Raw genomic sequence first — 26,942 nt, forward strand, 5'->3', positions numbered from 1 at the left:
ACCCACTGTACCTGTGTCGTTAGTGATCGAGTCAAAAGTGACTGTATAACTGGTGACATCTGTATAGGTTGTATCACTATCACTAGCAGTATTATTAAATTCGTCAGAACCGACCGAAGTTACAAGACTACCATCTAGAACAGCTTCCATTCCAATGCTAACGACACCCGTAGTAGGGTCAATACTTACGCCTGTTGGGGTACTATCTAAACTCCACGACCCATCTGTACCCTTAGTTGCTATTAAAATAACAGCGTTATTAGATTCGTCAGTATAACTGATCACTTCTTTAACATTATCTGCACCAGGAGTGACTGTTACCGAACCTCCAACCAATGCCAACACATCAGGTTTATCCGCAATTAAATCCGCACCTTGAGTATCCGTTGCATCAGTTAATGCTGTATCGCTATCACTGGCTGTATTGTCATACGCATCTGTGCCAGTCGAAGTTACCTCACTACCATCTTTCACCGCGTCAGGACCAATGGCAACGATACCTGTAGTTGGATCAATCACCACGTTAGCAGGTGTGTTATCTAAACTCCAAGTACCATCTTCACCTTTAGTTGCCGTTAAGGTCACAGGGTTATCTGATTCATCTGTATAAGTAATGACCTGTTTAACATTATCTTCACCTGGTTTAACAGCAACAGCACCCGTCGCCAATGCAGTAACATCAGGAGCATCTGCCGATGTTGGTGTACTGTCATCCACCTTAGCTGTATCACTATCAGTCGCGGTATTATTACTCGAATTGGTCCCTGTAGAAGTCACCGTGCTGCCATCTTTCACAGCATCCATACCGATGGTAACTTCACCCGTAGAAGGATTAATCGTTACCTCAGTAGGTGTTTGATCAAGGCTCCATGACCCATCAGAACCCTTGGTTGCCGTTAAGGTCACAGGGTTATCTGATTCATCCGTATAAGTAATGACTTGTTTTACATTATTTGAACCTGGTCTAACCGTAACTTGACCACCATCTAAAGCAACAACATCAGGTTTGTCGGCAGATGGAGCAGGTGTCCCACCTCCACCACCTCCGCCGCCCCCTCCAGCAGCGGCCAATCCAACAATCGGAATCAATGCCAACAACCAATAAGGATTAAATTCATATGCCGCAGACGTTAAAGCTTCTCCACCGAGAGCCTGCCCCGCACTCATTTGATCTGCGAGCATACTGACCGCGTTTTGTTGCAAACCACTTTCTGGGACATAGGCATAGTAATTGCCATTTTCATGCAGACCGATCAGCAGATTGGTAGTATTGCCATCCGTTCCGTAATAGCCTTGAATAATCAAGTCAGGATCAAGCGCACTATCACCATCCGCCTCAAAGCTAATATATAAATCATCACCCACTCGCTGAATCTTAATATTTTCTGGTGCAAATTGAGTGGCATCATCAATCAGCTCGTAATTGATGCCTTTTTGAGCTTGAATCGTAACAGGCTGGTCATGGGTTTTCGTCACTTGGAATGCCGAAATAATGGTTTTCGCATCATGCAATTTTATTGTTACTGTTTGATTTGGCATGTTATTTATCCTTTTCTTATAGCTTAATTCTAAAAATAGTGAATAAATGCAGAGAGCGAGTCTTACTCAGCTTTCATTCCGTAGGTAATAATTTCTACGCGTCTATTCGGTAAATCACACTGCTCACGTGCTGCCTTATCTTTTGCGTATTTCCGCTCACAATCCGTGACCACCAGCTCTTGTTCGCCACGTCCTTCAACCAAAATATTCTTTTTCACGACGCCATTTTGAACCAAGAGCATGCGTACCGTTTCCGCACGACGCTGCGACAATTGTTGATTGGAGTTTTCGGACCCCACAGGATCTGTATAACCAATCACAGCAATATGGCTAATCGACGCCTGATCACGGGTAATTTCTGCTGCAATTGAAGCAATCTCTTCACGACCTTTCGGTGTTAAATCATTCGGTCCAGATTTGGCATAACCAAAAACCGTGCTTGCCTCCAAGGTATATTTCTTCAATTCCGATTTCACAGGCACCTGAACATAAACTGGCTGAGCACATGCCTCGACTTCTCTTACCCGAGAAACCGTGTTCACTTCTTCTTTTAAATTAGATAAAAGCGCTTGCGCCTGACTCTCGCTAACGGCTTGAAGTTGAATGTTCTGACCAGTTCCATTCACTAAGCGGAAATATTGCGTAGTTCCCTCAGTGAGGTTTTGCTGAGCATTCAGATTTCGGGCACTGATATAATTCAAATCACTCTTGGTATACGCTGCATTAATTCGCGTTGGATTCGCACACAATTGAACCGCCTTAAACCCACCTGGCAATAAGGATGTTAAATAATGTCCATTCACAAATACATTTGCAGCAGGACCTATTAAACCCTCTTTATCACGAATAAAAACAACCTGAGTCTGCCCTGATTTAATGAGTTTAGGCTGAGTATAAGTATTAGAACCAAATAGATTCCAATGCTCTAATGGCGGTTGTTTGTTTGCAGATGAGCATCCTACCCAAAACAACGAGCAGCTCATAATTAATATTAACCTTTTTGCATTCATACTCATGACCTCTTTTATTTATATCTCAATATTATTCACCCCGATCTAGGGGATTATTCTTAGCTTCAACATAAACCCTTATAAAAAATAGGTATTTATGCAATTTTTTTATAATACTTAATTAAAGAGAATATAAAAAAATGAGCAAAAAAAAATAGCTTTAATCAGGTTTTTTTGAATAACATGAACTAGATCACAAATAAAATTAAAATTCTTATAATTATTTTGTTTTTATTATTTAAAGTTAAAAACCATATTTTAAATATGGTTTTTTAGCATTTATTTATTATCAAAAACATAAAACATATATTTTAAATCTATATTATTTTAACCACTCGATATTATTTTAACCACAGCTATGGACCATTTATATCGATAACAAAATTTTAATAATTTTTTTGTTTTGCTAATATCGACTATCGCTCTTGTAGTGCCTGCTGCATACGCGTAATCGGCTTAATCAAATATTGGAATATGGTTTTTTCTCCTGTTTTGACATCAACACTGGCAATCATGCCGGGAATAATCGGCATCGGTTGACCATTTTTATCCGTTAGCGAATTCTGATGTGTTTCGACCAAAATGCGGTAATAGGCTTCCTCAGGATTGAGATTCAGTTCACTCGGGCGGGTTTTATCTCTCAGGGTATCTGGGCTAATAAGCGTAACCTTACCTTCCAAGCCGCCATACAAGGCATAGTCATAAGCCGTAATTTTGACAATTGCAGCAAGTCCAGGGTGTACAAATGCAACATCTTGCGGACGGATATAGGCTTCGACCAGCAGCTTGTCATTCAAAGGCACAATTTCCATGATGTCCTGCCCAGCCTGAACTACCCCACCAACCGTGTTGATCTTGATGTTTTTAACAATGCCTTTTAAGGGTGCTCGAATCAGGGAACGATCTACTGGATCTGCCCGCATCGCCATATTTTCTTTGGCTTGCGCAAGTTCAGACTCGACTCGCACCAACTCATTATTGGCATCTGCTGCATATTGATTGCGCTTTTCATCAATTTGCAGTGCCAAATCTGAAGACTGACGTCGCATACGCAGCAACTCCACCTCAGACATCACTCCTTCTGCTACCATCGGTGCCGTGATGGCAATTTCACGATCCAACATAGCCTTGCTGGTTTGCAAGCCTGCAACCGCTTCATCCACTGCGCGTCGACGCGCAGTATAGGCCGCACGCTCACGATGTTTCAGTGACTCGCTAATTCCAGTCGGAAATTGAATCGAAGTTCCATAAGATTCTGCTCTTAAGCGTGACGACATGGCTTCAAGGTTGGCCACTTTGGCTTCACTTTCTCTTAAGATGGCAGAGCTACGGGTATCATCTAAACGCAGTAGAATTTGTCCTTTTTCAACGATATCCCCCTCTTTCACCAGCATTTCTTTAATAGTACCCGGGTCCAAGCTTTGTAAGATTTGTTCTCGGCTGGTTGGAATAACACTGCCTTGTCCACGTGTCACTTCTTCGACAGGACTGTGATAAGCCCAAAATACAAATACGACTAAAAATACGAACAGCAACGCAATCGTCCAGAAAAGCCCTGTATGCTTTTCCGTTTGTAAGGCAGCATTCAAGTCGTTGAGCAACTTTAAGTCTTTAGACTGTACTCGCTCTGCGGATGGGTTCTGGTAATCTTTCATAAGCCTCACTTATCTTGATCTGCTCATTGTTGTTATAGCGATTCAACATTCTGTTCTTGTAATGCTGTTTCTTTTGTCTGCTTGCGAACTGTTGTAGCATTGTCGGGCTGAATCACAATGGTTCGTCCCGCTGCATTGCCTGCTTGGGTCGCCGAGGTTACTGCTTGAGCTGCCGTAGCTGCACTTGATGCAGTGGTTTTCTTTTGTTCATTTTGAGCCAGTTTTTTCAATACCTCATCTCTCGGACCATCCATCACTACTTGCCCTTGATCCATCACCACCACACGACTCACAATACTCAGTACTTGAGTGCGATGCGTGACCACCACCAAGGTCTTGTCTTTGCTCCATTGATGCAAAGCATTCAGAGTTTGACGTTCAGTTAATTGATCGAGTCCATTGGTCGGCTCATCCAGCAACACCACACGTGGGGAACGCAAAGTGAGTCGCGCCAAGGCAATAATCTGTTTTTGCCCTCCCGAGAGTCCTAAACCATCTTCCCCCAAAGGCATATCCAAGCCACGCGGATGATTTTGAATCAGGCTCTCCAGACCAAAACGTTTTAAGGCAAGCAATAGCTCCTGATCTGTCGAAAAACCATCTTGTCGAGCCAAGTCGAGGTTTTCACGCAGAGTTCCCAGAAAAAGCCGTGGTGCTTGACCTAACATCGCCACCTGATTTCGTAGATAATTCGGATCGAGCTGACGTAAATCCACACCATCGAGGGTGACATTCCCCTCTAAAGGTTCAAACATACCGCTAGCAAGTTTCAGAGTGGTGGTTTTACCACTGCCAATTTTCCCCAAAATACCCACTTTTTCACCCGCAGCTATATTCAAATTCAACGCTTTTAATGCTGCGGGAATATCTTGTTGATATTTAAAACCGACTTGCTGAAATTTAAGCTCGCCTTTGACTTGATCAAGGCTGATATATTGCCGATCTGGATCACGTTCAATTTTGCGCTCAATAATACTTTGCAACCCTTGCAGACCAATTTTGGCTTGCTGGAAACGAATCGCCAAACTCGAAATTTGTGCCAAAGGCGCCAAAGCACGACCAGACAAGATCACCGAGGCAATCAGTGCTCCCATGGTAATTTTGTGATTGGGATCTGGACTATGAATCAGATAGGTTCCGACGATCACCAAAATCACGGTATTTAATTGCTGCACCGCGACTGAAAAATTGACCACAAAATTGCTCAAATCACGCGTTTTGGTGCTCGAAGCTGCATTTTTGGCGGTGTAATAATCCCATTTTTGCTGTGCCCAACTGGTGGCATTGTTGGCTTTTAAGGTTTCAATCCCTTCAATTGCCTCGACTGCCAAGCCTTGACGTTGCGAAGACTCTTTCATGGATTCATTGATATAGCGTGCCAAAGGTGCCTGCGCCAAAATCCCGACTATCATTACGATTGGAATTAAAATTAACGGCACTATAGCCAATTGTCCGCCAATCATCCAAATCACGGTGATAAACAACAATAAGAACGGTAAATCCACCAAAACCAGTAAACTAGCACTGGTCATAAACTCCCGCACCGACTCAAATTCGCGCAAGTTATTGGCATAGGAACCTGAAGATGCTGGGCGTTCTGCCAAATCCAGACTCATCACGCGACGAAAAATAGCGGAACTGATAATGAGATCTGCCTTTTTCCCCGCAATATCGGTCAAATGCCCACGAATCATCTTGGCAGCAAACTCAAAGCTAATGGCCAGAATGACCCCGATACTCAGTACCCATAAGGTTTCATAGGACTTATTCGGAATCACACGGTCATACACATTCATAACGTAAAGCGAGCTGACCAGCGCCAAAAAGTTGATGATAAATGTTGCCAAAATCACTTGGGCATAATAGGCACGAAACCGCCAAATCACTTTCCAGAACCAAGCTTTGGGCAAGTGATACTCAGGCAGTTCAGAGCGCAAATCATGCGCGAGCTTCGGTTTAATAAACCAGCAATAGCCCAAATACAACTCACTTAACTGTTGCTGCGTCAGACGCTGCTTTAAACCATCGGTTTGTTGTATTTCATACACGCGTTCTGTTGTACTGCCTTTTATTCGCGTAATAACAGCGGCTTGATCTTGCTGCAATACAATCACGACAGGCACCGCCAAAGCTGGAATGTCATGCAATGCTTTTTGCGTTAAGGTATTTTCAAAACCGTGACTTTTTAATACTTCCACCAAAGAAGCATAATTCACATTTAAATGCTGATCATGCGTCACCTGCGCCATTAATGTCGCGACAGGTAATGGACTCCCTAATAATCGGGTTGCCAATGCAATATGTTCTATGATGGATTTCATTGTCTTTATGTCATCCTTTTTTTAATTCTTCGACCTCAAGGTCATTGATGCATCATCCACATCCATTGTGGAACAGCAGTGTGTTACTGCCTTACCTAATTGCTTATATTGGCTTGCGCACGCAAATAGGCCAGTGCAGCCATGCGATAATCATTTTGTGCCGAGACATATGCCATTTCGACACCCGCCAGTTCGTTATACGCATTCAGCACATCAATCAGGCTTTTTCTTGCGATTTTGAACTGTTTCTCGTTGTCACTGACCACCTTGCGTGAAGCAATAATTTGTTCTTGTGAAATCTGCATTTTTTGTTGGCTTTGAAACATATCAATTTCTGCGGTTCGCGCACGCTCTTCAATATCACGCTGAATTTGATCCAGACGTGCTTTGGCAGCAACAGCCGATTGTCCACTTTGTTCGACTGAATATTTCGCTCCCTGATTCAACAGATCCCACGACATATTCAAATACACCTGACGATCCTCCGTCGTCACATTGCCTTCCAAGTTAATACTTGGATAACGCTTGGCTTTACGATATTTAACTTCTGAGCGAATACTGTCCAGTTCCGCTTCTTGGGCTAAATAAGAGGGATGTTGAGTGACTTCACCCAGTTGGTAACGGGTAATAAATTGCGATGGTGCCAGCCCTGCAAAGGGATCAGTCAAAGTATCTTGATCAATCACTTCAGGCGAATACTTTCTCAGATGACTGAGTGCAAAGCCCAAATCGCGCTGCAAGCTACTGATGGTGTGTTCAACCTGCATTTGCCGTGCGCGCGCTTGAGTTAACTCAGAACGACGTCCTGCATCATATTGCACTATGACACTCACATCTTGGGTAAACTTGTTGTGGCGCTCCAAACTCCGCATCTGCACTGCAATGGCTTCATGTGCATTTAGGGCTTTTAAATATTCCGAACCGATGTTGTATCCCAACTCCTCCGCGGTCTCACCAATCTTCTGTTCAAAATACTGTGACTTTTTCTCATCACGCGCCACTTGCGCGCTAATAGCACCAAAGGAATACAGATTCACACTCCCTCTAATCCCAGGTGTAAAATCCTCACTCACATAGTCATATTGACTTTCATGTGATTGATCCAGAATCTGGTTTGCTGTCACAGCCAAGGTAGGATAATGCAGCGCTTTCGATTCTTTTACCTTGCTGAGTGCAGCTTCTTCATTGGCTTGTGCTTCTAACATCATTGGGTCTTGCTCCAAAGCTGTTTTCAACAATGTCTTTAACTGAACGGCATAAACAGATGTGCTACATAAAAGTGTGACTAATAGAGCAATCCGTTTACTCCAACCCATTGCTTGTGCTTGTTTAATTCGCATTCTCATATTTTTTACTAAAGTATTTCTTATATGCACATGACACTGTGACTTATCTCTCACCTAGAATATAAGCAATTAATTTCAATAAGTTAACCCATGCTTAGCTGTAGAAATGCACGTCAATTATTTAAGATTGACTTAACAATATGCAAAATTCAGACATGAATATTTTTCTTCCAAGATCTAAGAAAGATGAATTAAATATATTAGATTTACTTTTTGAGGAATTAAAATGTGATGAAGTTCATTAAATATTTAAGATAAGATTATTTTTTATACATATGCATTAAAATTATAATATTTCATTCTTATTATCTATTTTGCTTATTTTTAAAACAAAACTAATCACACTGCATAACCAAGTGTTTTGGTATACATTTATTGTTACAAATAAACCAACCATAATACTCAACTTTAACGGACTTGCTTAACGTTTTTTCTATTCTAGTTTTACAAGTTTTCATTCTGATGTATTCCATTAAATTAAAACTCGCACCTCAAAAGCACTATCCCTAATTCTAGGTATATTTCAGCGCGTCAAGATTACATGAAGAAAGCCTCAAATCCCCCTCTTTAAACAGGCATTAAAAAAGCCACCTAAAAGGTGGCTTTTCTTTCAGCTATGCTGAACATCAACAATTAACCAAGTTTCTTAGAAACGTAGTCAATTGCAGATTGAACTGTAGTGATTTCGTTAGAATCTTCATCAGGGATAGTGATGTCGAAATCATTTTCGAAAGACATTACAAGTTCAACTAGGTCTAGAGAGTCTGCACCTAAGTCATCCATGAAAGATGCTTCGTTTTTGATCTCTTCAACTTTAAGACCCAATTGTTCTGCAACCGCTTGTTTAACGCGTTGTTCGATATCGCTCACAGGAATTCTCCTCATTGCTTGTGGCGTTTTTAAATGCCGTTAGTTTAATTGAAACTCTAATTTTTTGAAAGTTCATACATCAGCCAATTAGCTCATGTATAAACCACCATTTACGTGTAAAACCGTACCTGTAATATAACTTGCCTTCTCAGAAGCCAAGAAACTTACAGCATTCGCGATATCTTGTGGTTCGCCTAAGCGTTGAAGTGCCACTTGTTCGCTCATTTTTTTACGAATTTCTTCGCTTAACTGTTCTGTCATTTCTGTTGCAATAAAACCTGGTGCAACTGAATTCACAGTAATTTGGCGGCTACCCATCTCTTTTGCAAGGCTGCGGCTAAATGCCTCAATACCTGCTTTAGCAGCTGAATAGTTTGCCTGGCCTGGGTTTGCAAAATGAGCAACCACAGAACTGATATTGATAATTCGTCCAAAACGAGCTTTGGTCATGCCTTTAAGAACGCGTTTTGATAGGCGGTAAACGGCTTTTAAATGAATGTTCAGAATATCATCCCAATCATCTTCAGACATACGTAGCAACAAATTATCACGGGTAATTCCTGCATTATTTACAAGTGCAAGAACTGGACCATAATTTTGTTCGATATCTGTAACTAAAGCATCAATTGCAGCGCCATCACGTACATCAAGCACTTTACCTGCACCATTTTCACCAAATGCTGCTGATAATTTTTCAGCACCCGACTCTGAAGTCGCAGTACCCACTACAAAATAACCGTCTTGAATCAACTGTTGAGCGATGGCAGCACCAATCCCTCGACTTGCGCCTGTCACTAAAGCGACTTTGCGTTCTTGTGTCATGCAATTTTTCCTTCTGCCACTAAAATGGCATTCAGTGCATCCTCCATACGACCTTTAGTATCGATTGGGAATGCTTTTTCTATATTTGGCAAACGTTTCGCAAGATTGGCAAGTACATTACCAGGACCACATTCAACAATGAATTGAATTCCTTGATCTTGTACAGACTGCATGGTCTTGGTCCATTGCACAGATTGATACAATTGCGCAGTCAATGCCTGACGTAATTGCGCCACATCTGTCGCGATTTCCGCGTTGACATTTTGTATTACAGGAATGCTAGGTAGCTCAATGGCAGTTTGTTCCAAAGCAAGTGCGATTTGCTCGGCAGCTGGTTTCATCAACGCACAATGTGATGGAACAGACACTGGAAGTGCAATCGCTTTGCCTGATTGTTCTTTTGCAATTGCCATCACCGCTTCTACAGCAGCCTTCTCGCCTGCAATGACCACTTGACCTTGCGCATTGTAGTTCGCAGCTTGAACAGAACCCTGACCTTGTGCTGTAACTTCTGCACATAACTCAACAACTTTGGCATCTTCTAGACCCAAAATAGCCGCCATTGCACCTTTACCTTGAGGTACGGCATCTTGCATGAGCTTGCCACGCAAGTTCACCAACTTCACAGCATCGCCCAATGACATTGCACCAGCAGCAACCAAAGCACTGTATTCACCAAGTGAATGACCTGCAAGGTATTTCGGTGCAACACCGCCCAACTCCAACCAAACACGCCATAAAGCGATACTCGCTGTAAGCAAGACTGGTTGCGTAAATTCAGTTTGGTCTAAGCCTTCACCGCTTTGGGCAATATGCCACAAATCAAAACCAAGGGCTTCAGAAGCTTCCGCGAACGTGTCACGAACACCACTAAACTGTTCAGCAAGTTCAGCCAGCATGCCAGCTTTTTGCGAACCTTGACCTGGAAACACAAATGCAGTTTTTGTTGCTTGAGCTGCTTGTTCGAGTGGTCTAGCAGACATATAAAAAATCCTTTATGAAGTCACTGCTCATTCTTGGGACGGAAATTTAACACTTAATTTCGTGTTTGGTAATTGCGAAATACAACAAAAATTGGAGACAAAAAAAGGGAGCTTACGCTCCCAATTTTTCCACTAAGCTCATCGCTTAATGCTTCATCAATTATTCAGCATCAGCTGCTTTAGCGAATAATTGACGACCACGGTAGATACCATCTTTAGTTACGTGGTGACGACGGTGCGTTTCACCCGTAGTTTGGTCTACAGTTAATGCATTCTCGGTTAAAGCGTCATGTGAACGGCGCATGTCACGGCGAGAGCGACTTTTACGGTTTTGCTGAACGGCCATGATGGCTCCTTACAAATCGAAAAAATGGATCAGAACAAATTCAGTTGTCTTAACTTAACAGTATAACACAAAAATTAGTTAAGTTTACCCTTCAAACTTGCCAAAACATCAAACGGATTATCCCGTTTTTCTTCGACAACGTCCTGAACGGCAGGTTGATGCTTATGCTCACAAGCGTCATGCTTAGGAGACAAAGGCACCAACAATAACAATTCATCTTCTATGAGTGCGAGTAAATCGGCAGTGGAAGGATTTGGATATTCTCCTTTCGTTGTCGCTTCACTTTCACCTAGTACGATGAAATCAGCATCCTCATCCAAGCGCTCTATCAGTGACTCATCATCAATCAGAGCTAGATGAAAATCTGAAACCAATTCAATTTCTACAGCGCCTAAACAGCGCTGACATTCCATTGGGACTTTGGTTTCAACGTGACCATCCAACCATACAATACGATGATACGCATCCATTGATAGCTTACAGTCTATGTTGATCAATTGATTATCAATTGATCCAACAGCTTCACGAGCAATACGAGCAAAGCGAGACAATGGCAGGGTACCTGACCATGTAAAGCCTTGTTCAGCCCATTTAAACGGCTCAATCTGTGCCGGAAAGGTATTTGCTGACATAATTAAGGCGGCAATTCTACAAATTCATCAGTACTCTGTCAAAGATTAAGATACAATTTTGTACTTATTTAGACAGACCAATTGGGTAACTTAAGTCATGCATCTGTTGCAGCCGCAAACAGAAGTGAATAAAAAATCACTTGTTAGCACACTTTCAACTGTCCATTCTGACATTTCACCAGACCAAGTGCAACGATTGGAATGGGCGAATTTACAGACAGAAACTGAACAAGTTGACTGGCTCATCTTACACTTTAATTACTGGTTTTCCCACCTTAATGTGAATTTGATTCGCGGTGAGCATGAACCTGAATATTTTCCAGCAACGCATGAGCAACCTGCGCGCATTCAATTTGCCCATGGTTTCTTTAATAGTGCACTGCATGAAATTAGCCACTGGACTATTGCAGGTGAACAACGTCGTCTCCTGCCCGACCTAGGTTACTGGTACGCACCCGATGGTCGTACCCAAGAGCAACAAGCGCTGTTTGAACAAGTTGAAATTAAGCCACAAGCGATTGAATGGATGTTTGCCAAAGCTTTTGGACGTAAATTCCGTGTCTCATTAGATAATTTGACCGGCGAAGGTGGCGATGGCTCAAGCTTTAAAGATAATGTCTATGCACAAGTTCAACGCTATTGTGCTGGAGAAATGAAGCTGCCACGCGATGCCCAATACTTTATAGATTGCATTTGTGCCTGTACCAGAAGTGGCAAAAGATTACAAAGTGACGAGTTTCAACGTGAAATGCTGGATTAATTACAGAAATTCATCAAAGTTAAATTACAACATGTTGTAATTTCAGCAGATAATAGATAAAAAATCAGGAGAAAAATATGTTGCACTTAAGAATACATCCTGATAATCCACAACCACGCTTAATCAGTCAAGCCGTGGAACGCATTCGTGCGGGTGACGTGGTGGTCTACCCAACCGATGCTGCTTATGCCATTGGTTGCCAAATCGGGAATAAGAGTGCCATGGAACGCATTTCGCAGATTCGTGGCTTGGGACCGAAACATCAGTACGCGATTATCTGTTCCGATTTATCCGACATTGCCACCTATGCCAAAGTCGACAATGCCATGTATCGTTTATTGAAAAACAATACCCCAGCAGTGACTACTTTTATTCTGCCTGCTACCAGTGAAGTCCCGAAACGCTTAATGCATCCAAAAAAAAGAACCATTGGTCTACGTATTCCAAGTAACCCGATTTGTCAGATGCTGTTAAAAGAATTGGGCGAACCACTACTAACCAGTACCTTAATTCTGCCAGGCATTGCCGATCCACTCGACGATCCTTATGAAATTGAGATGCAACTGGAAAAACGCATTGATGTATTTATTGATGGTGGCTTGGGTACTTTAAGCACCACCAGTATTGTGGATTTATCGGGTGATCATCCTGAAGTGATTCGTAAAGGCGTAGGCGATGTCAGTGCTTTTGAATAAGCTCATTCATCAGAGTTGAGGGAGCTTTTATCCTCCGACTCTGATGCCCTGCTCCTTTTAACCTTATATCTTATTGTTTTACAATGCTTTTACTCATTGTTTGACGCATTAAAAAGCATAAAAGATCACTTCATTCATCATCACACAAATAAATACTCTGTATTTATTTGGCGCTTTTTTTGTTATTTGAACGGTGAAGTAATTTATTCACACCCGAATATGCATTACACTAAGCCCTATTAAAATTATGTATTTTTTAATCGCCTCTACTTTCTCTCCCTTAAGTACTGATTCGAAAACACATAATCATGCCTTTGAAAATTCGCGTGGCCAATAACTGTAATGAATCAATCCGTCCATAATGCCATGGAAGATACGCCCCACATCCGTGTTCTAGATGAGTGGCATGACTCCATCCCTGAGGATTTATATATTCCTCCCGCTGCATTTGAAATTCTTTTAGAGCATTTCGAAGGACCACTCGACTTTTTAATTTACCTGATTCAAAAAAATGGCTTTGACTTATTACAGTTAGATATTGCACCAATTGCAGCCCAGTATCTGTCGTATATGGATGCCATGAAGTCACTGAATATTGAGCTCACCGCAGACTATATGGTGATGGCAGCATTATTGGCAGATTTAAAATCTCGTTTGTTACTGCCGAAACCTAGCAGCATTGCCGTGGAAAAAGATCCCAAGCAAGAACTGATTGACCGCTTAGAAACTTATCTTCGCGTCAAGCAAGCGGCGGAACGCTTGGGTCAAATGAGTGTGCTTGAACGTGATACCTTCGAAACCAATGTCAGTCTGGGCGATATTGCCGTCTGTCATGAAGGCTTTTCGGTCAATCTGTTACATGATGCCTTGTTTTGCGTGTTTAACCGCCCAGAACCTGTCATGCATAAAATTGAGCAAGAACCCGTCTTGCTGGAAGAACGGATTGCTTTTATTGAACAAAAGCTGCAAGCAGGCGAAGTGTTAGAATTTAATGAATTGCTGAAACCGAGTCAGGGGCGTATGGGCGTGGTTGTGACCTTTATGGCCGTGCTCGAACTGACGCGTCAGCAACGCATTCATATTATCGGTTCAGGCATAGAGGCGCCTCTTAGTGTTCAAGGAGCTCAGGCATGACCGATGTTGATCTGTTTTCACAAGCTGAAACGCAGCATGAAATGTTAATGCAGCTAGAGGCGATTATTTTCGCCAGTGATGCACCTGTGTCCCTCGCGCGCCTGAAAGAAGCATTTCAAGATCAATATTCTAAATCTGAACTGCGCCAACTGATCCAACAATTAATGCTGTTACAACATGGCCGCTCGATTGAACTGGTTGAAACTGCTCAAGGTTTCCGTTTTCAAGTGCGTGCCAAATATCGTCAGATCATTACTCAAACTTGGCCTGAGCGTCCAACACGCTTATCGCCTTCTCTGCTCGAAATCTTGGCGGTGGTGGCTTACCATCAGCCCGTGACTCGTGCGGACATTGAACAAATTCGTGGAGTCTCGAATAATAGTCAAATTCTGAGAACCCTATTTGACTGGAACTGGATTAAAGAATCTGGTTTTCGGGAACTCCCTGGAAGACCCGCGTTGTTGGTTACAACGCCACAGTTTTTAAATGCTTTTGGCCTAACATCCATTGGTCAATTGCCTCCCCTACAGGATGCCAAGGAAGCTTTTATGGCTCTCGATGCGCAAGCACCGAAGTCTTAAATAGGCGAACTGTTGATGATAATTTCTAAGGTTATGCTGTCATGAGTGAAAAATTGCAAAAGGTGCTCGCACGCGTTGGTTTAGGCTCCCGCCGTTATATGGAAGAGGTCATTGCTGCTGGTCGTGTAAGTGTCAACGGTCGCGTTGCTCAAGTGGGCGAACGTATTGAGCCAGGCGATGAGCTTCGCATCGATGGTCGTAAAGTGCAGTTCCAAATTGAAGACGAAATTCGTCGTCGCGTTCTGATTTACTACAAACCAGAAGGTGAAATTTGTTCACGTAACGATCCTGAACAACGTCCAACGGTATTTGATAATTTACCTGCGATTGCCAATGATCGCTGGGTGATGGTGGGTCGTCTGGATATCAACTCTACAGGCTTGTTATTGTTCACAAATGACGGTGAGCTTGCCAACCGCTTAATGCACCCATCGAATGAGATTGAGCGTGAATATGCGGTGCGTGTAATGGGTGAAGTGACCCCACAAATCCGCAACAACATGTTGCGTGGTGTGGTACTGGATGATGGTCCTGCTAAGTTTGAATCGTTCTCTGAAATTGGCGGTGACGGGATTAACCGTTGGTATCAAGTGGTGGTAAAAGAAGGACGTAACCGCGAAGTTCGTCGTATTTTCGAATCACAAGGTTTAAAAGTCAGTCGTCTTTTACGTACCCGTTACGGCACTGTGATTTTGCCACGCGAATTACGTACTGGACGCTGGATGGAACTCGACAAAGCCGACATCGACAACTTAACCAAGTCTGTTGAATTGAAGCCACGTCAAGGCACAGGTTTGTACGGTATGGCAAAACGTCGTACTGAACGTATGCAAGACAAACCATTGGCAGCACGCCGTGGCGGTTTCTTACGTCAGCAACGTCGTGACAATGAAGATGAAGGTCAACAAAAACCAACCTTCAACCGTGAACGCCGTGAAAACCCGAATGGTCACACGCACCGCCGTCAGGACAATGCGCAATCAGGTTACGGTCAACGTGAACAACGTCAAAACACGGGTTATGCGCAACGCGACAACCGTGGTGACAACTTTGGCAACAAAGGTACCTATGGTCAACGTGACAACCGTGATGAACAAGCGCCACGCAAGCCATTTGGTGCAAACAAAAGCTTTAAGAAATTTTAATCCACTTCTGAAAGATCAATAAAAAAACCGCCTCAGGGCGGTTTTTTTACAACTTAGAATTAAGAAACACTGTGCTCAATCCCTTTGGGAATCGCCCCCAGCAGTCGTTTGGTGTACTCATGCTGCGGAGTCTGATACAGATCATCAGAGTTGGCAATTTCAACAATATCACCATGATTCATCACCATGATCTGATCGGAAATATATTTCACCACCGATAAATCATGCGAGATGAAAATATAGCTGAGTCCAAATTCATCCTGTAAATCTTGCAGCAGATTCAGCACTTGCGCCTGTACCGATACATCCAATGCCGACACCGATTCATCACAGATCAATATTTCAGGCTTTAAGGTCAAACAGCGCGCAATCGCAATCCGCTGCCGCTGCCCGCCTGAAAACTCATGCGGATAGCGATGAAATGCCGATGCAGGCAAACTGACCCGCTCTAGCAAATCCAAAGCGATTTTTTTCCGTTCTGCATCGTTGGCACCAATGCCATGCACCTGCATCGGTTCTAGCAAAATTTGTCCGACGGTAAAGCGCGGGTTTAAGGAGGCATAAGGATTTTGGAAAATGATCTGAATTTTACGTTGGAACTGGGCAAACTGCTTATCCGACATTGCCAAAATGTCTTGTCCATAAATCCGCGCCGATCCGCCTGTGGCCTGCTGTAAGCGCATGAGCAATAGACCAATGGTGGTTTTACCCGAACCCGATTCTCCCACTAAGCCCAAGGTTTTGCCTTTCGCCAGTTGAAACGACACCCCTTTGACCGCTTGATATTCCTCACGACCAAACAGTCCTTTGCGGCTATAAAAAGACTTTTTCAGGTCACGCACATCCAAAATGATTTCTTCATTGCCTTTTAAGCCACGTTGCCGCTGTGGTCGTGACTGCTCTGCCAGCCCTTGCTTTTCGACCCAGTCTTGCCCCTGTTGCTGCATAAAGTCACTGATCATCGGCAAGCGGAACGGTCGCTGCGACAGTTGCGGACGGCATTGTAACAAGGCACGAGTATAGATATCTTGTGGTTGTTCCAGTACCGACTTGACTGCACCTTGCTCACGAATTTCACCATGACGCATCACAATGACTTGATCGGCTATTTCACCCACCAAGGCCAAATCGTGGGTTATGAATAACATCGACATATTACGGCGTTGCTGTAAGTCCTGTAATAAATCCAGAATCTGCTTTTGAATGGTGACATCCAGTGCCGTAGTGGGTTCATCCGCAATCAACAATTTTGGTTCACAGGCAATCGCCATAGCAATCATCACCCGTTGTTGCTGCCCTCCTGAAAGCTGGCTGGGATAAGCATTAATTTTAGTTTCGGGAGAAGGAATACCCACTTCTTTGAGTAACTCCAAAGTGCGTGCTCTGGCTGGCTTACGTCCCATTGCTAAATGCAGTCTGAGCACTTCCGCAATCTGATCACCCACGGTAAACACAGGATTGAGTGATGACATTGGTTCCTGAAAAATCATGGCAATGTCTTTACCACAAACCTTACGCATCTCGGCTCGTGATAATGTGAGTAAGTTTACGCCTTCGAATAATATTTTACTTTCCGCCGCAATTTGACTTTGCTCTGGCGGCAACAAGCCCATGGTCGCCAATGAGGTTACCGACTTGCCACTGCCCGATTCACCCACCAAGGCAACGGTGGTATTGGTCGGAATGGCGAATGAAACTCCTTTGACGGTTTCAATGTATTGTTTATTTTCAGCTTTAAAACTGACTTTCAGATTTTCAACTTTTAATAAGATTGAATTTTGCTGCAGCTCGGTCATGTTCATACACCTCTTATTTTAGTTTTGGGTCCAATGCGTCACGCAATGCATCGGTAAACATGGAAAATGCGGTGACCAAGACGGCCATCGCCACCGAAGCCGCGACCAGTTGCCACCATTTACCTAAAATCAATTCACTTTGCGCTTCATTCAACATACTGCCCCATGACACTACACCCACAGGTACGCCAAAGCCCAAGAAGCTAAGAATGACTTCGGACTTAATAAATGCCACCACCAGTATCGATATTTGTACCAAAGCGATATGACTAACATTCGGGAAAATATGCACGAACATGCGTCTAAAATGACTGACCCCAATAGCTTTCGCCGCCAGCACATATTCACGTGAGGTATGTTTCATATACTCAGCACGAATCAGTCGATAAACCCCTGTCCAGCCTGTTAAACCTAGAATCAGGACAATCGAGACAATGCCTTTTTGCTGCAATACCGCTGCGATGGCCAAAATCAGCAACAGATAAGGAATAGACGTAAAGATGTTATAAAACCAGTTCAAGACATCATCGACCCAACCACCGAAGTAGCCCGAGATTGCCCCAAGCACCGTTCCAATCAACACAGCCAATAACGCAGCCACAACCCCGACAATAATGGACGTTTCAGCACCTTTGATGGTTTTTTGCAGGACATCTTGTCCCCATTTGTCCGCACCGAAAGGCAAGGTTTGCTTGAGTTCCGCTTGCTGATCCAGTAAATGCCCATCCAGTTGCTGATCTATTGCCTGCATGTCCTCTGCCAATGGATCGGTTACACCATAATAATCAATCGCACCACCTGTAGCCTGCTCTTTCGCTATTTCGGCATTCAGTTCACGCATCACATCTTTTAAAGGATCGACAGGATTTTCAGGTAAAGCCTGTGCTTGAGCAGTCTCTTTGTTGATTGTCTCATTAACAGGATCAGCGCCCATAAAGGTCGGAGGTGCATAACTAACTGCCACTTCTTTATTCCAGTTAGAGGCAATCACCCCCGTCATGGACAACAGCAACATCAGAAAATAACACAGCACCACAAACAACGAGATCATGGCAATTCGATCCGCCTTTAAACGGCGCACGGCCAGTTGCCAAAGCCCAGAAGACGCGGTTTCTTCGGTATCCAGTGCTTTTCTTTTAAATATCACACTTAGCATAGTTCACCTACTTCAACTGTACGCGCGGATCGACCAACTTATACACCAGATCGGCAATCAGGTTAAAAATCATGGTTGCTGCTGCCACATAAACCGTAATGGCTTTAATCACAGGAAAGTCACTACGCTCAACAGCAATAATCACTTCGCGCCCAATGCCCGGAATACCGAAAAAGCGTTCAATCAAGAATGCCCCAATGAGCAAGGCAGGCAGGGTCGCCATCACATCGGTAATAATGGGAATCGAAGCATTGCGCAGGACGTGCACCCCCAGAATGCGGCGTTCACCCACCCCTTTGGCTCGTGCAGTGCGGACATAATCCTGATTGACTTCATCCAATACAAAGCTGCGATAGAGTCTTAGAGTCGGTGCAATGCTGACTACTAGCATGATTAAAATCGGCAGTAAGGCATATTTAAACAGGTTTTCACTGAAACGATCGCTCCAGCCCTGCACAGGAAACCAACTGAGTTGATAAGCAAATACATACTGAAAAACAATAATGTAGACCAAAATACTGATCGACATGCCAATGGTACACATCATCATGACCATACGGTCGGTTAAGGTGCCGCGCACCGCTGACACCGCCAGTGCCAGAATGATCGAGATTACGGTTTGTAAAATGGTGAGTGGAATCAATAAGGTCAACGATGGACCTAAACGCGTGGTAATGATCTGTGAAACCGACTCCCCTGTACTCCAGCTCAGTCCATAATCAAAAGTCAGAATCTGTTTGATGAAAATCCACAACTGTACGTAGTAGGGTTGATCCACCCCCAACTGTTGGCGAATATTTTCAATCTGTTCTGGATTGGACATTTTACCCGCCAAAATATAGGCAGGATCCCCACCCACCCAGTTAAACAGAAAGAAGATCAGCAGCACGACTCCGAGCATGGTCGGAATCATCTGCCATAGGCGACGTATGATATATGCCAGCATCTTGATGCCCCCTATTTAATCCGTTGACCAGTAATTTCATCAAAAAAAGCTTTATTGTCAGGTTTACGCCCTAAGAAATCTTTGACCAAGTCTTCCGCAGGTTTCTGCCCGCCTTGCGATAAAATGGTCTGACGGTAACGCTGCCCCACTTCGGGATTATTCAAGTTATTACCAAATGCCGACAGCATGTCTAAAGCCAGCACTTCAGACCACATATAGCCGTAATAGCCCACTTGATAGCCGCCCATGATGTGTCCAAACTGCCCTGGAAATTCCGTCGTTGGAACATAGCCCAATGCGGTTGCCCCTTCCATCTTCTTCCAGACTTCTAAAGGTTGTACCTTCAAGGCATCACTGGCATGCAGTGCTATATCGTATTGGGCATACAGGGTTTGACGAGCATAGTGCAAACCACGTCCATAACTGTGTACCGCATTGAGTTTCGCGATTAAGGCATCATCCACACGTGGACAAGCAGGGTTACAGTAATCCGCTACTTTGGATAAGGTTTCTTTGCGACGCGCCCACTCCTCATACATTTGCGAAGGTGCTTCAACAAAATCACGTTCTACCGAAGTGCCTGATTGTGCTGAATAGCGGGTGTTCGACAAGATGCCATGCAAGGCATGCCCGAACTCATGTACAAAAGTTTCCAGCTCATCACTATTTAAACCTTTACGGTTGAAGTTGGTGACCAAGGCTGAAATCGGTTTGCGTCCTGTAAGGCTACTGCCACCATAAACACCCCACACCGCAGCATGTCCGTATTTGCCTTCACGTGGGAATTTATCGACATACAAGCCACCCAAAAGCTGTCCTGTTTTTTTGTCGGTCACATCGTAGTACTCAACTTCGTTTTGCCAAACATCGACTTTGACAGGCTTAAACTGAATGCCATACAGATTGGATGAAATTGCAAATAGCCAGTCCTGCGCCGCTTGGGTTGGGAAGTACTCGCGCATTTTTTCTTGATCGACCTGATACTTGGCTTTACGCAGTTTTTCACTCCAATAAGCCTCGCTCCAACGCTCAATCTTGGCTTGTGCTACAGGAATATTTAGTGTTTTGGCTTGAAACTCACGCAGTGTTTCCACCTCTTTTTGCTCTAAAGGCGCAACCGTTGTATGTACCTCTGACAAGAATTTATTCACGGTTTCAGGTGTTTCTGCCATGCGTTTATGCAGTGCCCACTCGGCATAACTAGATTTTCCAAATAATTGTGCCAGTTCATAACGCAAGTCCATGGCTTGTTTCAGCAAGACTAAATTACGCTCGCCACCACGGCGGGTATAGGCAATTTGATAACGCTTGCGTGCCGCATCGTTGTCTGCCAATTCCATGAACGGGCGATATTCAGGATATTCAAAACCAAGTAGATAATTGCCTTTGTCATTCTGCTTTAAGGCAGCGATATAGCTTTGTGGCAAACCTTTTAATTCAGCAGGCGTAAATTCCAGTTTTTTTGGATTATCACGTACATTCCGTGCATATTCCTGCTCAATCTTCGCCAGTTCTGCCAATATAACTTTCAAGCGTGCCTGCTTTTTAGCACTCAACTGAATCCCTGTTTTTTCAAAATCGTTGAGTAAGTCTTCACGAAACTTGCTATCAATCGCATCCTTAGCTTGGGTGTCCTTAATTTGTTGATACAGTTTCGGATTTTGATAAATATCGGTCTGGAACTGACTAATCTTGATTTCGCAATCTTCAGCCGCTTTACGCAATGCCGCATCTGGCGAAACATTGCTGTATAAACCAATCGGACCATAAAAATCTTCAAACGAAGCAAAAATACGATCCCATTCTGCCAGTACAGGCGCTGCATTCTGCTGTGCCGACATTGGCTTAGCGGCAAAGCTCTTTAACTGTTTATCAATGTCCTGAATTTTGGCATCACACAAAGCAGGAATGTCTTGGGCTTGAAATTGCGGCAAGGTCTGACGCGTGGGAGAATCTGCATAAGCAAACTGCTGTACAGCAAAAGTTAAAACGCCGAGTGCGGTCAATTTAAAAGTCGGGTGATTCATCATTACTCCAGTTTTATTTAATTTCTATTTCTTCATGTCAATATCGATGTACATCCATTCCGCAGGCAGAATTGGATGCTTTTTAAAACCCATCACACGCGGTTGTGCCAAGACATTGCGATAACGTGCACCAATGATCTGCACGGGCATATACACCTCAAGCAAGCGTGACATTTTCCGATATAGTGCATCTCGTTCTGGGCTTGGTGGCATTTTCTGAGTCTGTTCATACAAGCGGTCATATTCAGGAATTTTGACACAGGCATTATTGGTCACATGGATGTTTTTGCCATAGAACAACTGCATAAAGTTGTCGGCATCTGGATAATCCGCAATCCACGCAGAAGCCTTAAACATGGTCTTGCATTGTTTTTCCAGTTTCAGCGCTTCGGCAAAAGGTAAAGACTGCGTGCTCATTTTAATGTGGATGCTATCCAGCGTTTTTTTCCAAAACTCTGCCTGTTGCTGACTGCGAGCGTTATTACCCGAGATGGTCATATTAATTTGCAAGGGTTTGCCATTCGGCAAAGTTCGCCAACCATCTGCACCGACTTTATAGTGATAACGGTCTAACAGCAGATTGGCGGCATTGACAGAATAAGGAATGCTGCTTTTATAGTTGGGATCATAGCCCACTACACCATTGGGAATCGGGGCTTGTAAACGTTCGGCATCACCTTTTTGTAAAATATTGATGTAATTTTCAGGGGAGAATGCCATCGCCATGGCACGGCGCAACGCGATTTTGTCTTTACTCATGCCCCCCACTACAGGGTTTTGCATGTTCCAATAATGATAATCAATGGAAGGATCGGTAATCCGTGACAGTTGAACGCCTTTTTTCGCCAGTTCGGGTTTGAGTTTGCCATTTTGCAGCGCCTGAACGGTTAACTCACCATCCAAGGCGAACAGATCAATTTCATCTTTAATAAACGATAACCAGCGAGATTGCCCTTCTTCCATCACCTGAATATCAATCTCGCCAATTTGCGGCATTTTTTTGCCTTGCATGGCTTTGACAATTTTCTGATCTTCTGCACTGGATGCTTTAAAGTTCCAGACAAAACTACGGAAATCAGGATTGGCTTTTAAAATAATCCGCGAACCCGGTGTCCAGCGGGTCAGCAGATAAGGTCCTGTACCAACAGGATGCCCCATCACAAAACCTGCTTTGTCGCGATATTTTTCAATCACTTCACGTGCCACAGCGCCTGCTGGCTGATGTGCCAGCAGCATTGGAAAATTCTGATCTGGACTGGTTAGCCGAATCACCAAGGTATAACGGTCTGGGGTTTGTAAACCAGCAATGGGTTGATCGTAATTGAACTTGCCTGTTTTCGCTGCCTGTTGCAGCACCGCATCCATCCCTAAAATACGTCCATCCAGTAACCAGCTATTAGGTGAACGTAAGTTCGGATCAAGCAAGCGTTTAAAGGTATAGACATAATCAGCCGAGGTCAGTTCGCGTTTTTTACCTTTAAACACGGGATCAGCGGCAAAATAAATACCCTTTTGCAGGCGTATGGTATAAGTCAACCCATCAGCACTGACTTCGGGTAAAGCAACTGCGGTACGCGGCACCAGCTTTGCGGGCGATGCCAAATAATCGTAGGTAAATAAAGTCTCAAAGATGGAACCATTGACATGCGCCGAATACAGATCATGCACACCTGCGGGATCAAAACCCGTTTCAGCCACAGGAAACACATAGCGTAAAACTTTGTGCGGATCGGCAGGGCTTTGGGCCCATACACTCATAGCGCTGCTGATTAAAAGGCTGCCTGCCAATACCCCTTTCACCCAATGTTGCATTTGTTGATTCAACTGTTTCATGCTTCTTCCAAATTCATTTATTTTTTTCAGGCTGTATATCTAGATATTGCCAATTGCTATTCATCATTGGGTGGGCTTTAAAACCCTGAACCTGCGGATGCAGCAACCAGTTACGAATACGGCTGCTATGAATAATCCATGGATTATCTGCTTCAATTTGACGGCTTAATTTTTCATAATACGGCAGGCGTTGTTGCGGTGCTAAACTCAACATTTGCTGATACAGCGCATCATAAGTTTTCGATTGATAGCAGCTTAAATTGCCCTGTGCGGCATTCGGCCCATACAGTAACTGGGCAAAATTTTCCCCTTCAGGATAATCTGCAATCCAAGCACCGCCCCAAACCATGTACTTACATTGGGTTGCGGCTTTTAAGTTGTCGGCAAAATTACTGACCTGAAAATCAACCCGAATGCCGATGGCATCCAGATTCTTTTTCCATAATTCCGACTGCACCACCGAACTAGAACTGTTCTCGGTCATAAACTTTAAAGTCAGCGGTTTGCCTGTAGGTAAAGTACGATAACCATCTGCGCCTTTTTTATAACCAAAACGATCCAGCAGTTTATTCGCCAAAATGGGGTTATAAGCTAGACTGCTGCGGTACTTCGGATTAAAGCCCTGAACCCCATCTGGAATCAGCATTTCCGACCGAACAGCCTGCCCCTTATACAGTTGTTTAATCGCTTCATCTTGATTAAACGACAACGTTATGGCACGGCGTAAGGCAATTTTGTCGAGACTAAATCCCCCTACAATCGGGTCTTTCATGTTGAACATGGTGTAGGTAATTTCGGGATCTTTGTTGGGATAATGCTGAATACCTTGCTTGACCAATTCAGGTTTCAATTTCTGACCATCCAATGCCTGTGGCACAGCATTCGAGGTCAATTTATCAAAGTCGAGCTGTCCTGTTTTAAATGCCAACCAGCGCGACTGCTCTTCTTCAATAATGCTGACCTCAACTTTGCCAATTTGCGGCATCTGTTTGCCCGACATTTGCTGAACCAGTGTGTTGTCCCAAGCCGTGCCTGTCGATTTAAAATTCCAGACAAAACCACGGTAATTGGGATTGGCAGTCAATTCAATTTTGCTACGCGGCACATATTTACTCAGTTGATAGGGTCCAGTACCGACAGGATGCTGTGCAATACGATCTCCATAATATTCAACCACTTCCCGCGCGGTCGCACCAAAAGTCACATAAGCCAGAATATATTGAAAATTATAATCAGGACGGGTTAGGGTAATTTGTAAGGTATAGGGATCGAGGGCTTTTAAACCTGCAATTGGCGCATTGTAATTAAACTTGCCTGTTTTTTTGGCCAAAGCATTGGCTTCATTGCCGCCTACAATTTTTCCATCAATGAAGGAGTAAGTGGTGGAACGGTTTTTCGGATCTAAAATACGCTGAATGCTGTAAATATAATCTTGGGCTTTCAGTTCACGGCGCTGCCCTTTAAACGCGGGATCAGGTGAAAAATAAATCCCAGATTTAATTTTAAAGGTATAGACCTTGCCATTCTGCTCAATGAGAGGCAAAGCCTGTGCCGTATTGGGAACCAGTTGTACGGGTCGCGCCAGATAATCATATTTCAGCAAAGGCTCAAAAATAACTTCGGCGATTTTTCCACTGTAAAAATTGTAGGTTTTGACCATATCAAAACCATCATCAGGTGCTTCCATCGCCACGTGTAAAATCTTGTTGGACTGTGCCGCAGCATTGGCTTGCAGCATACAGCCCGATGAAATCAGCAGGGTCAAAATGGCGATTCTTAAATTTTTGGCTTCCAATTTTTACCTTTCCCGTGATACCCGCATAAGTGCTGGTTTATTCATTGTTTTTAAACTGATGTGTTTGTTGTTATCCATTTTCCATTTAAGCAAATTCTCTCGCATTCGTCCTCTGCTTAAGTGATGAATCGACAATGATTTGATCCTAAAGCGAATTCCGTGCCATCCCCAAAAACTTGCCAGTTTTTTAAAAACTCGCATAATTTAAAGTTATTTTTTATTAGATATTTATCGTAATTTTATCTAACACTTTTCAGCATCATATTGACCAAAAAGTACACCCCGCCAGTATATAAAACAGATTTACACAATGCACAAAAAAAACACATATATGGTTCACAATTGCACACACTACATTTTTTTATAACGAAAAATATAATCAAATATATGTTTTTTATTAATTTTATTAATTATACGTTTCATAAAAATAATTTATCAATAAAGGAAAACATAAAGGATTCGTTTGTTTTTTGAACAAAAATTAAAAATATTAAAAAACACATCTGACTTTTAGTTCCAAATTGACGCATTTTCATCCTCACCCATCATTTCAGCTTTCCCACTTATATAGCTAATATAATTTGTGAGTAAAATCACATTTTAAAAATGCAAAATAAATATATTTCAATGATTTAAAATTTAAACATGTATACAAAAACAAATTGGCATCTGAATTGCTTAAACCACCCCAGCAATCTTGCTAAATACAAAAAAAGGATTACTTTTACTATGATAAAGAACAAAAATGCTAAGGTGACGGTCAAGCCGTCAGTTAGCAAAGCAATTCTTAAATTAAGTACGCTTAGTTTAAGTATGATGTGCTTGTCTTTAGCTCATGCCGAAGAAACCGAAAGTACAGAAATACAAGAACAACCCGTAAAAGTTGCCAAAGTCACAGTAACAGGATCTTCCATTAAAGGGGTTGCCGCACAAAGTGCCTCCCCCATTACCATTATTAAAGGCGAAGACCTGACCAATCAGGGGATTACCACCGTAGAGGAAGCATTGACTAAGGTCAGTGCCAACCAAGCAGGGTTTTCAACCTCACAAAACGTAGGCGCAAGTAATACTGAGGGTGCTTCTGCCAACCTGCGAGCGCTGGGAACCGATAAAACCCTTGTGCTACTGAACGGACGCCGTTTGGCTTATAGCGCATTCAGCACTTCCACCACCAACCTGAATATCATCCCGATGGCGATGATTGATCGCATTGAAATTCTACGAGATGGTGCTTCTGCGGTTTATGGTGCCGATGCCATTGCAGGGGTCATCAACTTAATTACCAAAAAAAGTTACGAAGGGTTTAGCGTCAGTGGTGGCTTCTTACAGCCTGAACAGTCAGGAGGCGATAAACAAGACATCCAAATCTTTGGGGGTTATGGCGATCTAGATGAACAAGGCTTTAACGTCTTTGGTGTCGTGGATTATCGCCGCTCCAATGACATTATGGCAAAAGACCGCAAAATCAGTCAACGCGGTGGTGTCATCCCTGAATTGGGTATTGATGCCAGTTCAGCCAATGGTTTCCCTGCCAATTTTTATGACCCAAC

Annotated in this window: 20 protein-coding genes and 2 pseudogenes; 6 read left to right on the forward strand and 16 right to left on the reverse strand. The window is 43.3% G+C overall.

The window, feature by feature from the left end; all coding sequences use genetic code 11:
• From ACWQ4X_RS16750 to ACWQ4X_RS16795, 10 genes are all read right to left on the reverse strand, one after another.
• The coding region (locus tag ACWQ4X_RS16750; protein WP_457904410.1) for a hypothetical protein at positions 1 to 1,539 on the reverse strand (1,539 nt) is incomplete at its 3' end.
• A 62-nt stretch (positions 1,540 to 1,601) separates the two neighbouring features.
• The gene (locus ACWQ4X_RS16755; RefSeq protein ID WP_457904411.1) at positions 1,602 to 2,522 is read right to left on the reverse strand and encodes an OmpA family protein; all 921 of its coding nucleotides are present in this window, start codon (positions 2,520 to 2,522) and stop codon (positions 1,602 to 1,604) included.
• Positions 2,523 to 2,965: 443 nt separating this feature from the next.
• Positions 2,966 to 4,204, reverse strand: coding sequence for an HlyD family type I secretion periplasmic adaptor subunit (locus ACWQ4X_RS16760; protein ID WP_457904412.1), 1,239 nt, complete (start codon positions 4,202 to 4,204; stop codon positions 2,966 to 2,968).
• 32 nt (positions 4,205 to 4,236) lie between these two features.
• Entirely contained in the window at positions 4,237 to 6,525 is a 2,289-nt protein-coding gene (locus ACWQ4X_RS16765; protein WP_457904413.1) for a type I secretion system permease/ATPase, read from the reverse strand.
• Between the two features lie 95 nt (positions 6,526 to 6,620).
• Positions 6,621 to 7,865 (reverse strand): TolC family protein, encoded by a 1,245-nt coding sequence (locus ACWQ4X_RS16770; RefSeq protein WP_457904414.1) that lies wholly within the window; start codon positions 7,863 to 7,865, stop codon positions 6,621 to 6,623.
• 639 nt (positions 7,866 to 8,504) lie between these two features.
• The gene (gene acpP / locus ACWQ4X_RS16775; RefSeq protein WP_016166057.1) at positions 8,505 to 8,741 is read right to left on the reverse strand and encodes an acyl carrier protein; all 237 of its coding nucleotides are present in this window, start codon (positions 8,739 to 8,741) and stop codon (positions 8,505 to 8,507) included.
• 87 nt (positions 8,742 to 8,828) lie between these two features.
• A complete protein-coding gene (gene fabG / locus ACWQ4X_RS16780; protein ID WP_100242237.1) occupies positions 8,829 to 9,563 on the reverse strand; it encodes a 3-oxoacyl-ACP reductase FabG in 735 nt (244 codons plus the stop codon).
• Positions 9,560 to 10,546: an ACP S-malonyltransferase gene (gene fabD / locus ACWQ4X_RS16785; RefSeq protein WP_457904415.1), complete on the reverse strand. Its 987-nt coding sequence runs from the start codon at positions 10,544 to 10,546 to the stop codon at positions 9,560 to 9,562. The genes fabG and fabD overlap by 4 nt, the downstream gene beginning before the upstream one ends.
• A 160-nt stretch (positions 10,547 to 10,706) precedes the next feature.
• Entirely contained in the window at positions 10,707 to 10,892 is a 186-nt protein-coding gene (gene rpmF / locus ACWQ4X_RS16790) for a 50S ribosomal protein L32 (protein WP_004922151.1), read from the reverse strand.
• Positions 10,893 to 10,966: 74 nt separating this feature from the next.
• Positions 10,967 to 11,524, reverse strand: coding sequence for a YceD family protein (locus tag ACWQ4X_RS16795; RefSeq protein WP_100242235.1), 558 nt, complete (start codon positions 11,522 to 11,524; stop codon positions 10,967 to 10,969).
• Between the two features lie 97 nt (positions 11,525 to 11,621).
• On the opposite strand from ACWQ4X_RS16795, the gene ACWQ4X_RS16800 reads away from it, so the two are divergent.
• The 5 genes and pseudogenes from ACWQ4X_RS16800 to rluB form a co-directional block, all read left to right on the forward strand.
• Positions 11,622 to 12,284, forward strand: a complete 663-nt coding sequence (locus ACWQ4X_RS16800; protein ID WP_457904416.1) for an elongation factor P hydroxylase — start codon at positions 11,622 to 11,624, stop codon at positions 12,282 to 12,284.
• A 77-nt stretch (positions 12,285 to 12,361) separates the two neighbouring features.
• Entirely contained in the window at positions 12,362 to 12,979 is a 618-nt protein-coding gene (locus ACWQ4X_RS16805; protein WP_100242233.1) for an L-threonylcarbamoyladenylate synthase, read from the forward strand.
• A 342-nt stretch (positions 12,980 to 13,321) separates the two neighbouring features.
• Positions 13,322 to 14,113: a segregation and condensation protein A gene (locus ACWQ4X_RS16810; protein ID WP_457904417.1), complete on the forward strand. Its 792-nt coding sequence runs from the start codon at positions 13,322 to 13,324 to the stop codon at positions 14,111 to 14,113.
• Entirely contained in the window at positions 14,110 to 14,694 is a 585-nt protein-coding gene (scpB, locus tag ACWQ4X_RS16815) for an SMC-Scp complex subunit ScpB (RefSeq protein WP_457904418.1), read from the forward strand. The genes ACWQ4X_RS16810 and scpB overlap by 4 nt, the downstream gene beginning before the upstream one ends.
• A gap of 41 nt (positions 14,695 to 14,735) precedes the next feature.
• Positions 14,736 to 15,620, forward strand: a pseudogene (rluB, locus tag ACWQ4X_RS16820) (23S rRNA pseudouridine(2605) synthase RluB); the annotation flags it as partial.
• A gap of 278 nt (positions 15,621 to 15,898) precedes the next feature.
• On the opposite strand, the gene ACWQ4X_RS16825 reads toward rluB, so the two are convergent.
• The 6 genes and pseudogenes from ACWQ4X_RS16825 to ACWQ4X_RS16850 form a co-directional block, all read right to left on the reverse strand.
• Positions 15,899 to 17,635: an ABC transporter ATP-binding protein gene (locus tag ACWQ4X_RS16825; RefSeq protein WP_457904419.1), complete on the reverse strand. Its 1,737-nt coding sequence runs from the start codon at positions 17,633 to 17,635 to the stop codon at positions 15,899 to 15,901.
• A gap of 13 nt (positions 17,636 to 17,648) precedes the next feature.
• Positions 17,649 to 18,791, reverse strand: coding sequence for an ABC transporter permease (locus ACWQ4X_RS16830; RefSeq protein ID WP_457904420.1), 1,143 nt, complete (start codon positions 18,789 to 18,791; stop codon positions 17,649 to 17,651).
• Positions 18,792 to 18,798: 7 nt separating this feature from the next.
• Positions 18,799 to 19,737 carry an ABC transporter permease gene (locus ACWQ4X_RS16835; RefSeq protein ID WP_044739329.1) on the reverse strand — a complete coding sequence of 313 codons (939 nt, stop codon included), beginning with the start codon at positions 19,735 to 19,737 and terminating at the stop codon, positions 18,799 to 18,801.
• Between the two features lie 11 nt (positions 19,738 to 19,748).
• The gene (locus tag ACWQ4X_RS16840) at positions 19,749 to 21,764 is read right to left on the reverse strand and encodes a M3 family metallopeptidase (protein WP_457904421.1); all 2,016 of its coding nucleotides are present in this window, start codon (positions 21,762 to 21,764) and stop codon (positions 19,749 to 19,751) included.
• Between the two features lie 24 nt (positions 21,765 to 21,788).
• A pseudogene (locus tag ACWQ4X_RS16845) lies at positions 21,789 to 23,510 on the reverse strand (ABC transporter substrate-binding protein); the annotation flags it as partial.
• A 100-nt stretch (positions 23,511 to 23,610) separates the two neighbouring features.
• Complete coding sequence (locus ACWQ4X_RS16850; protein ID WP_457904423.1) at positions 23,611 to 25,335, reverse strand: ABC transporter substrate-binding protein; 1,725 nt, start codon at positions 25,333 to 25,335, stop codon at positions 23,611 to 23,613.
• Positions 25,336 to 26,121: 786 nt separating this feature from the next.
• Here ACWQ4X_RS16850 and ACWQ4X_RS16855 point away from each other — a divergent pair.
• Positions 26,122 to 26,942: TonB-dependent receptor plug domain-containing protein (locus ACWQ4X_RS16855; protein ID WP_457904422.1), on the forward strand; the 821-nt coding region annotated here is incomplete at its 3' end.

The sequence above is a fragment of the Acinetobacter sp. NigerLNRRAM0016 genome (assembly GCF_054112845.1).

Coding starts and splice junctions, on each gene's coding strand:
- ACWQ4X_RS16795 (WP_100242235.1), bottom strand. CDS start 11,524: ATGTCAGCAAATACCTTTCCGGCACAGATTGAGCCGTTTAAATGGGCT.
- rpmF (WP_004922151.1), bottom strand. CDS start 10,892: ATGGCCGTTCAGCAAAACCGTAAAAGTCGCTCTCGCCGTGACATGCGC.
- ACWQ4X_RS16805 (WP_100242233.1), top strand. CDS start 12,362: ATGTTGCACTTAAGAATACATCCTGATAATCCACAACCACGCTTAATC.
- ACWQ4X_RS16825 (WP_457904419.1), bottom strand. CDS start 17,635: ATGACCGAGCTGCAGCAAAATTCAATCTTATTAAAAGTTGAAAATCTG.
- fabD (WP_457904415.1), bottom strand. CDS start 10,546: ATGTCTGCTAGACCACTCGAACAAGCAGCTCAAGCAACAAAAACTGCA.
- ACWQ4X_RS16835 (WP_044739329.1), bottom strand. CDS start 19,737: ATGCTGGCATATATCATACGTCGCCTATGGCAGATGATTCCGACCATG.
- ACWQ4X_RS16770 (WP_457904414.1), bottom strand. CDS start 7,865: ATGCGAATTAAACAAGCACAAGCAATGGGTTGGAGTAAACGGATTGCT.
- ACWQ4X_RS16760 (WP_457904412.1), bottom strand. CDS start 4,204: ATGAAAGATTACCAGAACCCATCCGCAGAGCGAGTACAGTCTAAAGAC.
- ACWQ4X_RS16830 (WP_457904420.1), bottom strand. CDS start 18,791: ATGCTAAGTGTGATATTTAAAAGAAAAGCACTGGATACCGAAGAAACC.
- ACWQ4X_RS16840 (WP_457904421.1), bottom strand. CDS start 21,764: ATGAATCACCCGACTTTTAAATTGACCGCACTCGGCGTTTTAACTTTT.
- ACWQ4X_RS16755 (WP_457904411.1), bottom strand. CDS start 2,522: ATGAGCTGCTCGTTGTTTTGGGTAGGATGCTCATCTGCAAACAAACAA.
- ACWQ4X_RS16765 (WP_457904413.1), bottom strand. CDS start 6,525: ATGAAATCCATCATAGAACATATTGCATTGGCAACCCGATTATTAGGG.
- ACWQ4X_RS16810 (WP_457904417.1), top strand. CDS start 13,322: ATGAATCAATCCGTCCATAATGCCATGGAAGATACGCCCCACATCCGT.
- fabG (WP_100242237.1), bottom strand. CDS start 9,563: ATGACACAAGAACGCAAAGTCGCTTTAGTGACAGGCGCAAGTCGAGGG.
- ACWQ4X_RS16800 (WP_457904416.1), top strand. CDS start 11,622: ATGCATCTGTTGCAGCCGCAAACAGAAGTGAATAAAAAATCACTTGTT.
- ACWQ4X_RS16850 (WP_457904423.1), bottom strand. CDS start 25,335: ATGCTGCAAGCCAATGCTGCGGCACAGTCCAACAAGATTTTACACGTG.
- scpB (WP_457904418.1), top strand. CDS start 14,110: ATGACCGATGTTGATCTGTTTTCACAAGCTGAAACGCAGCATGAAATG.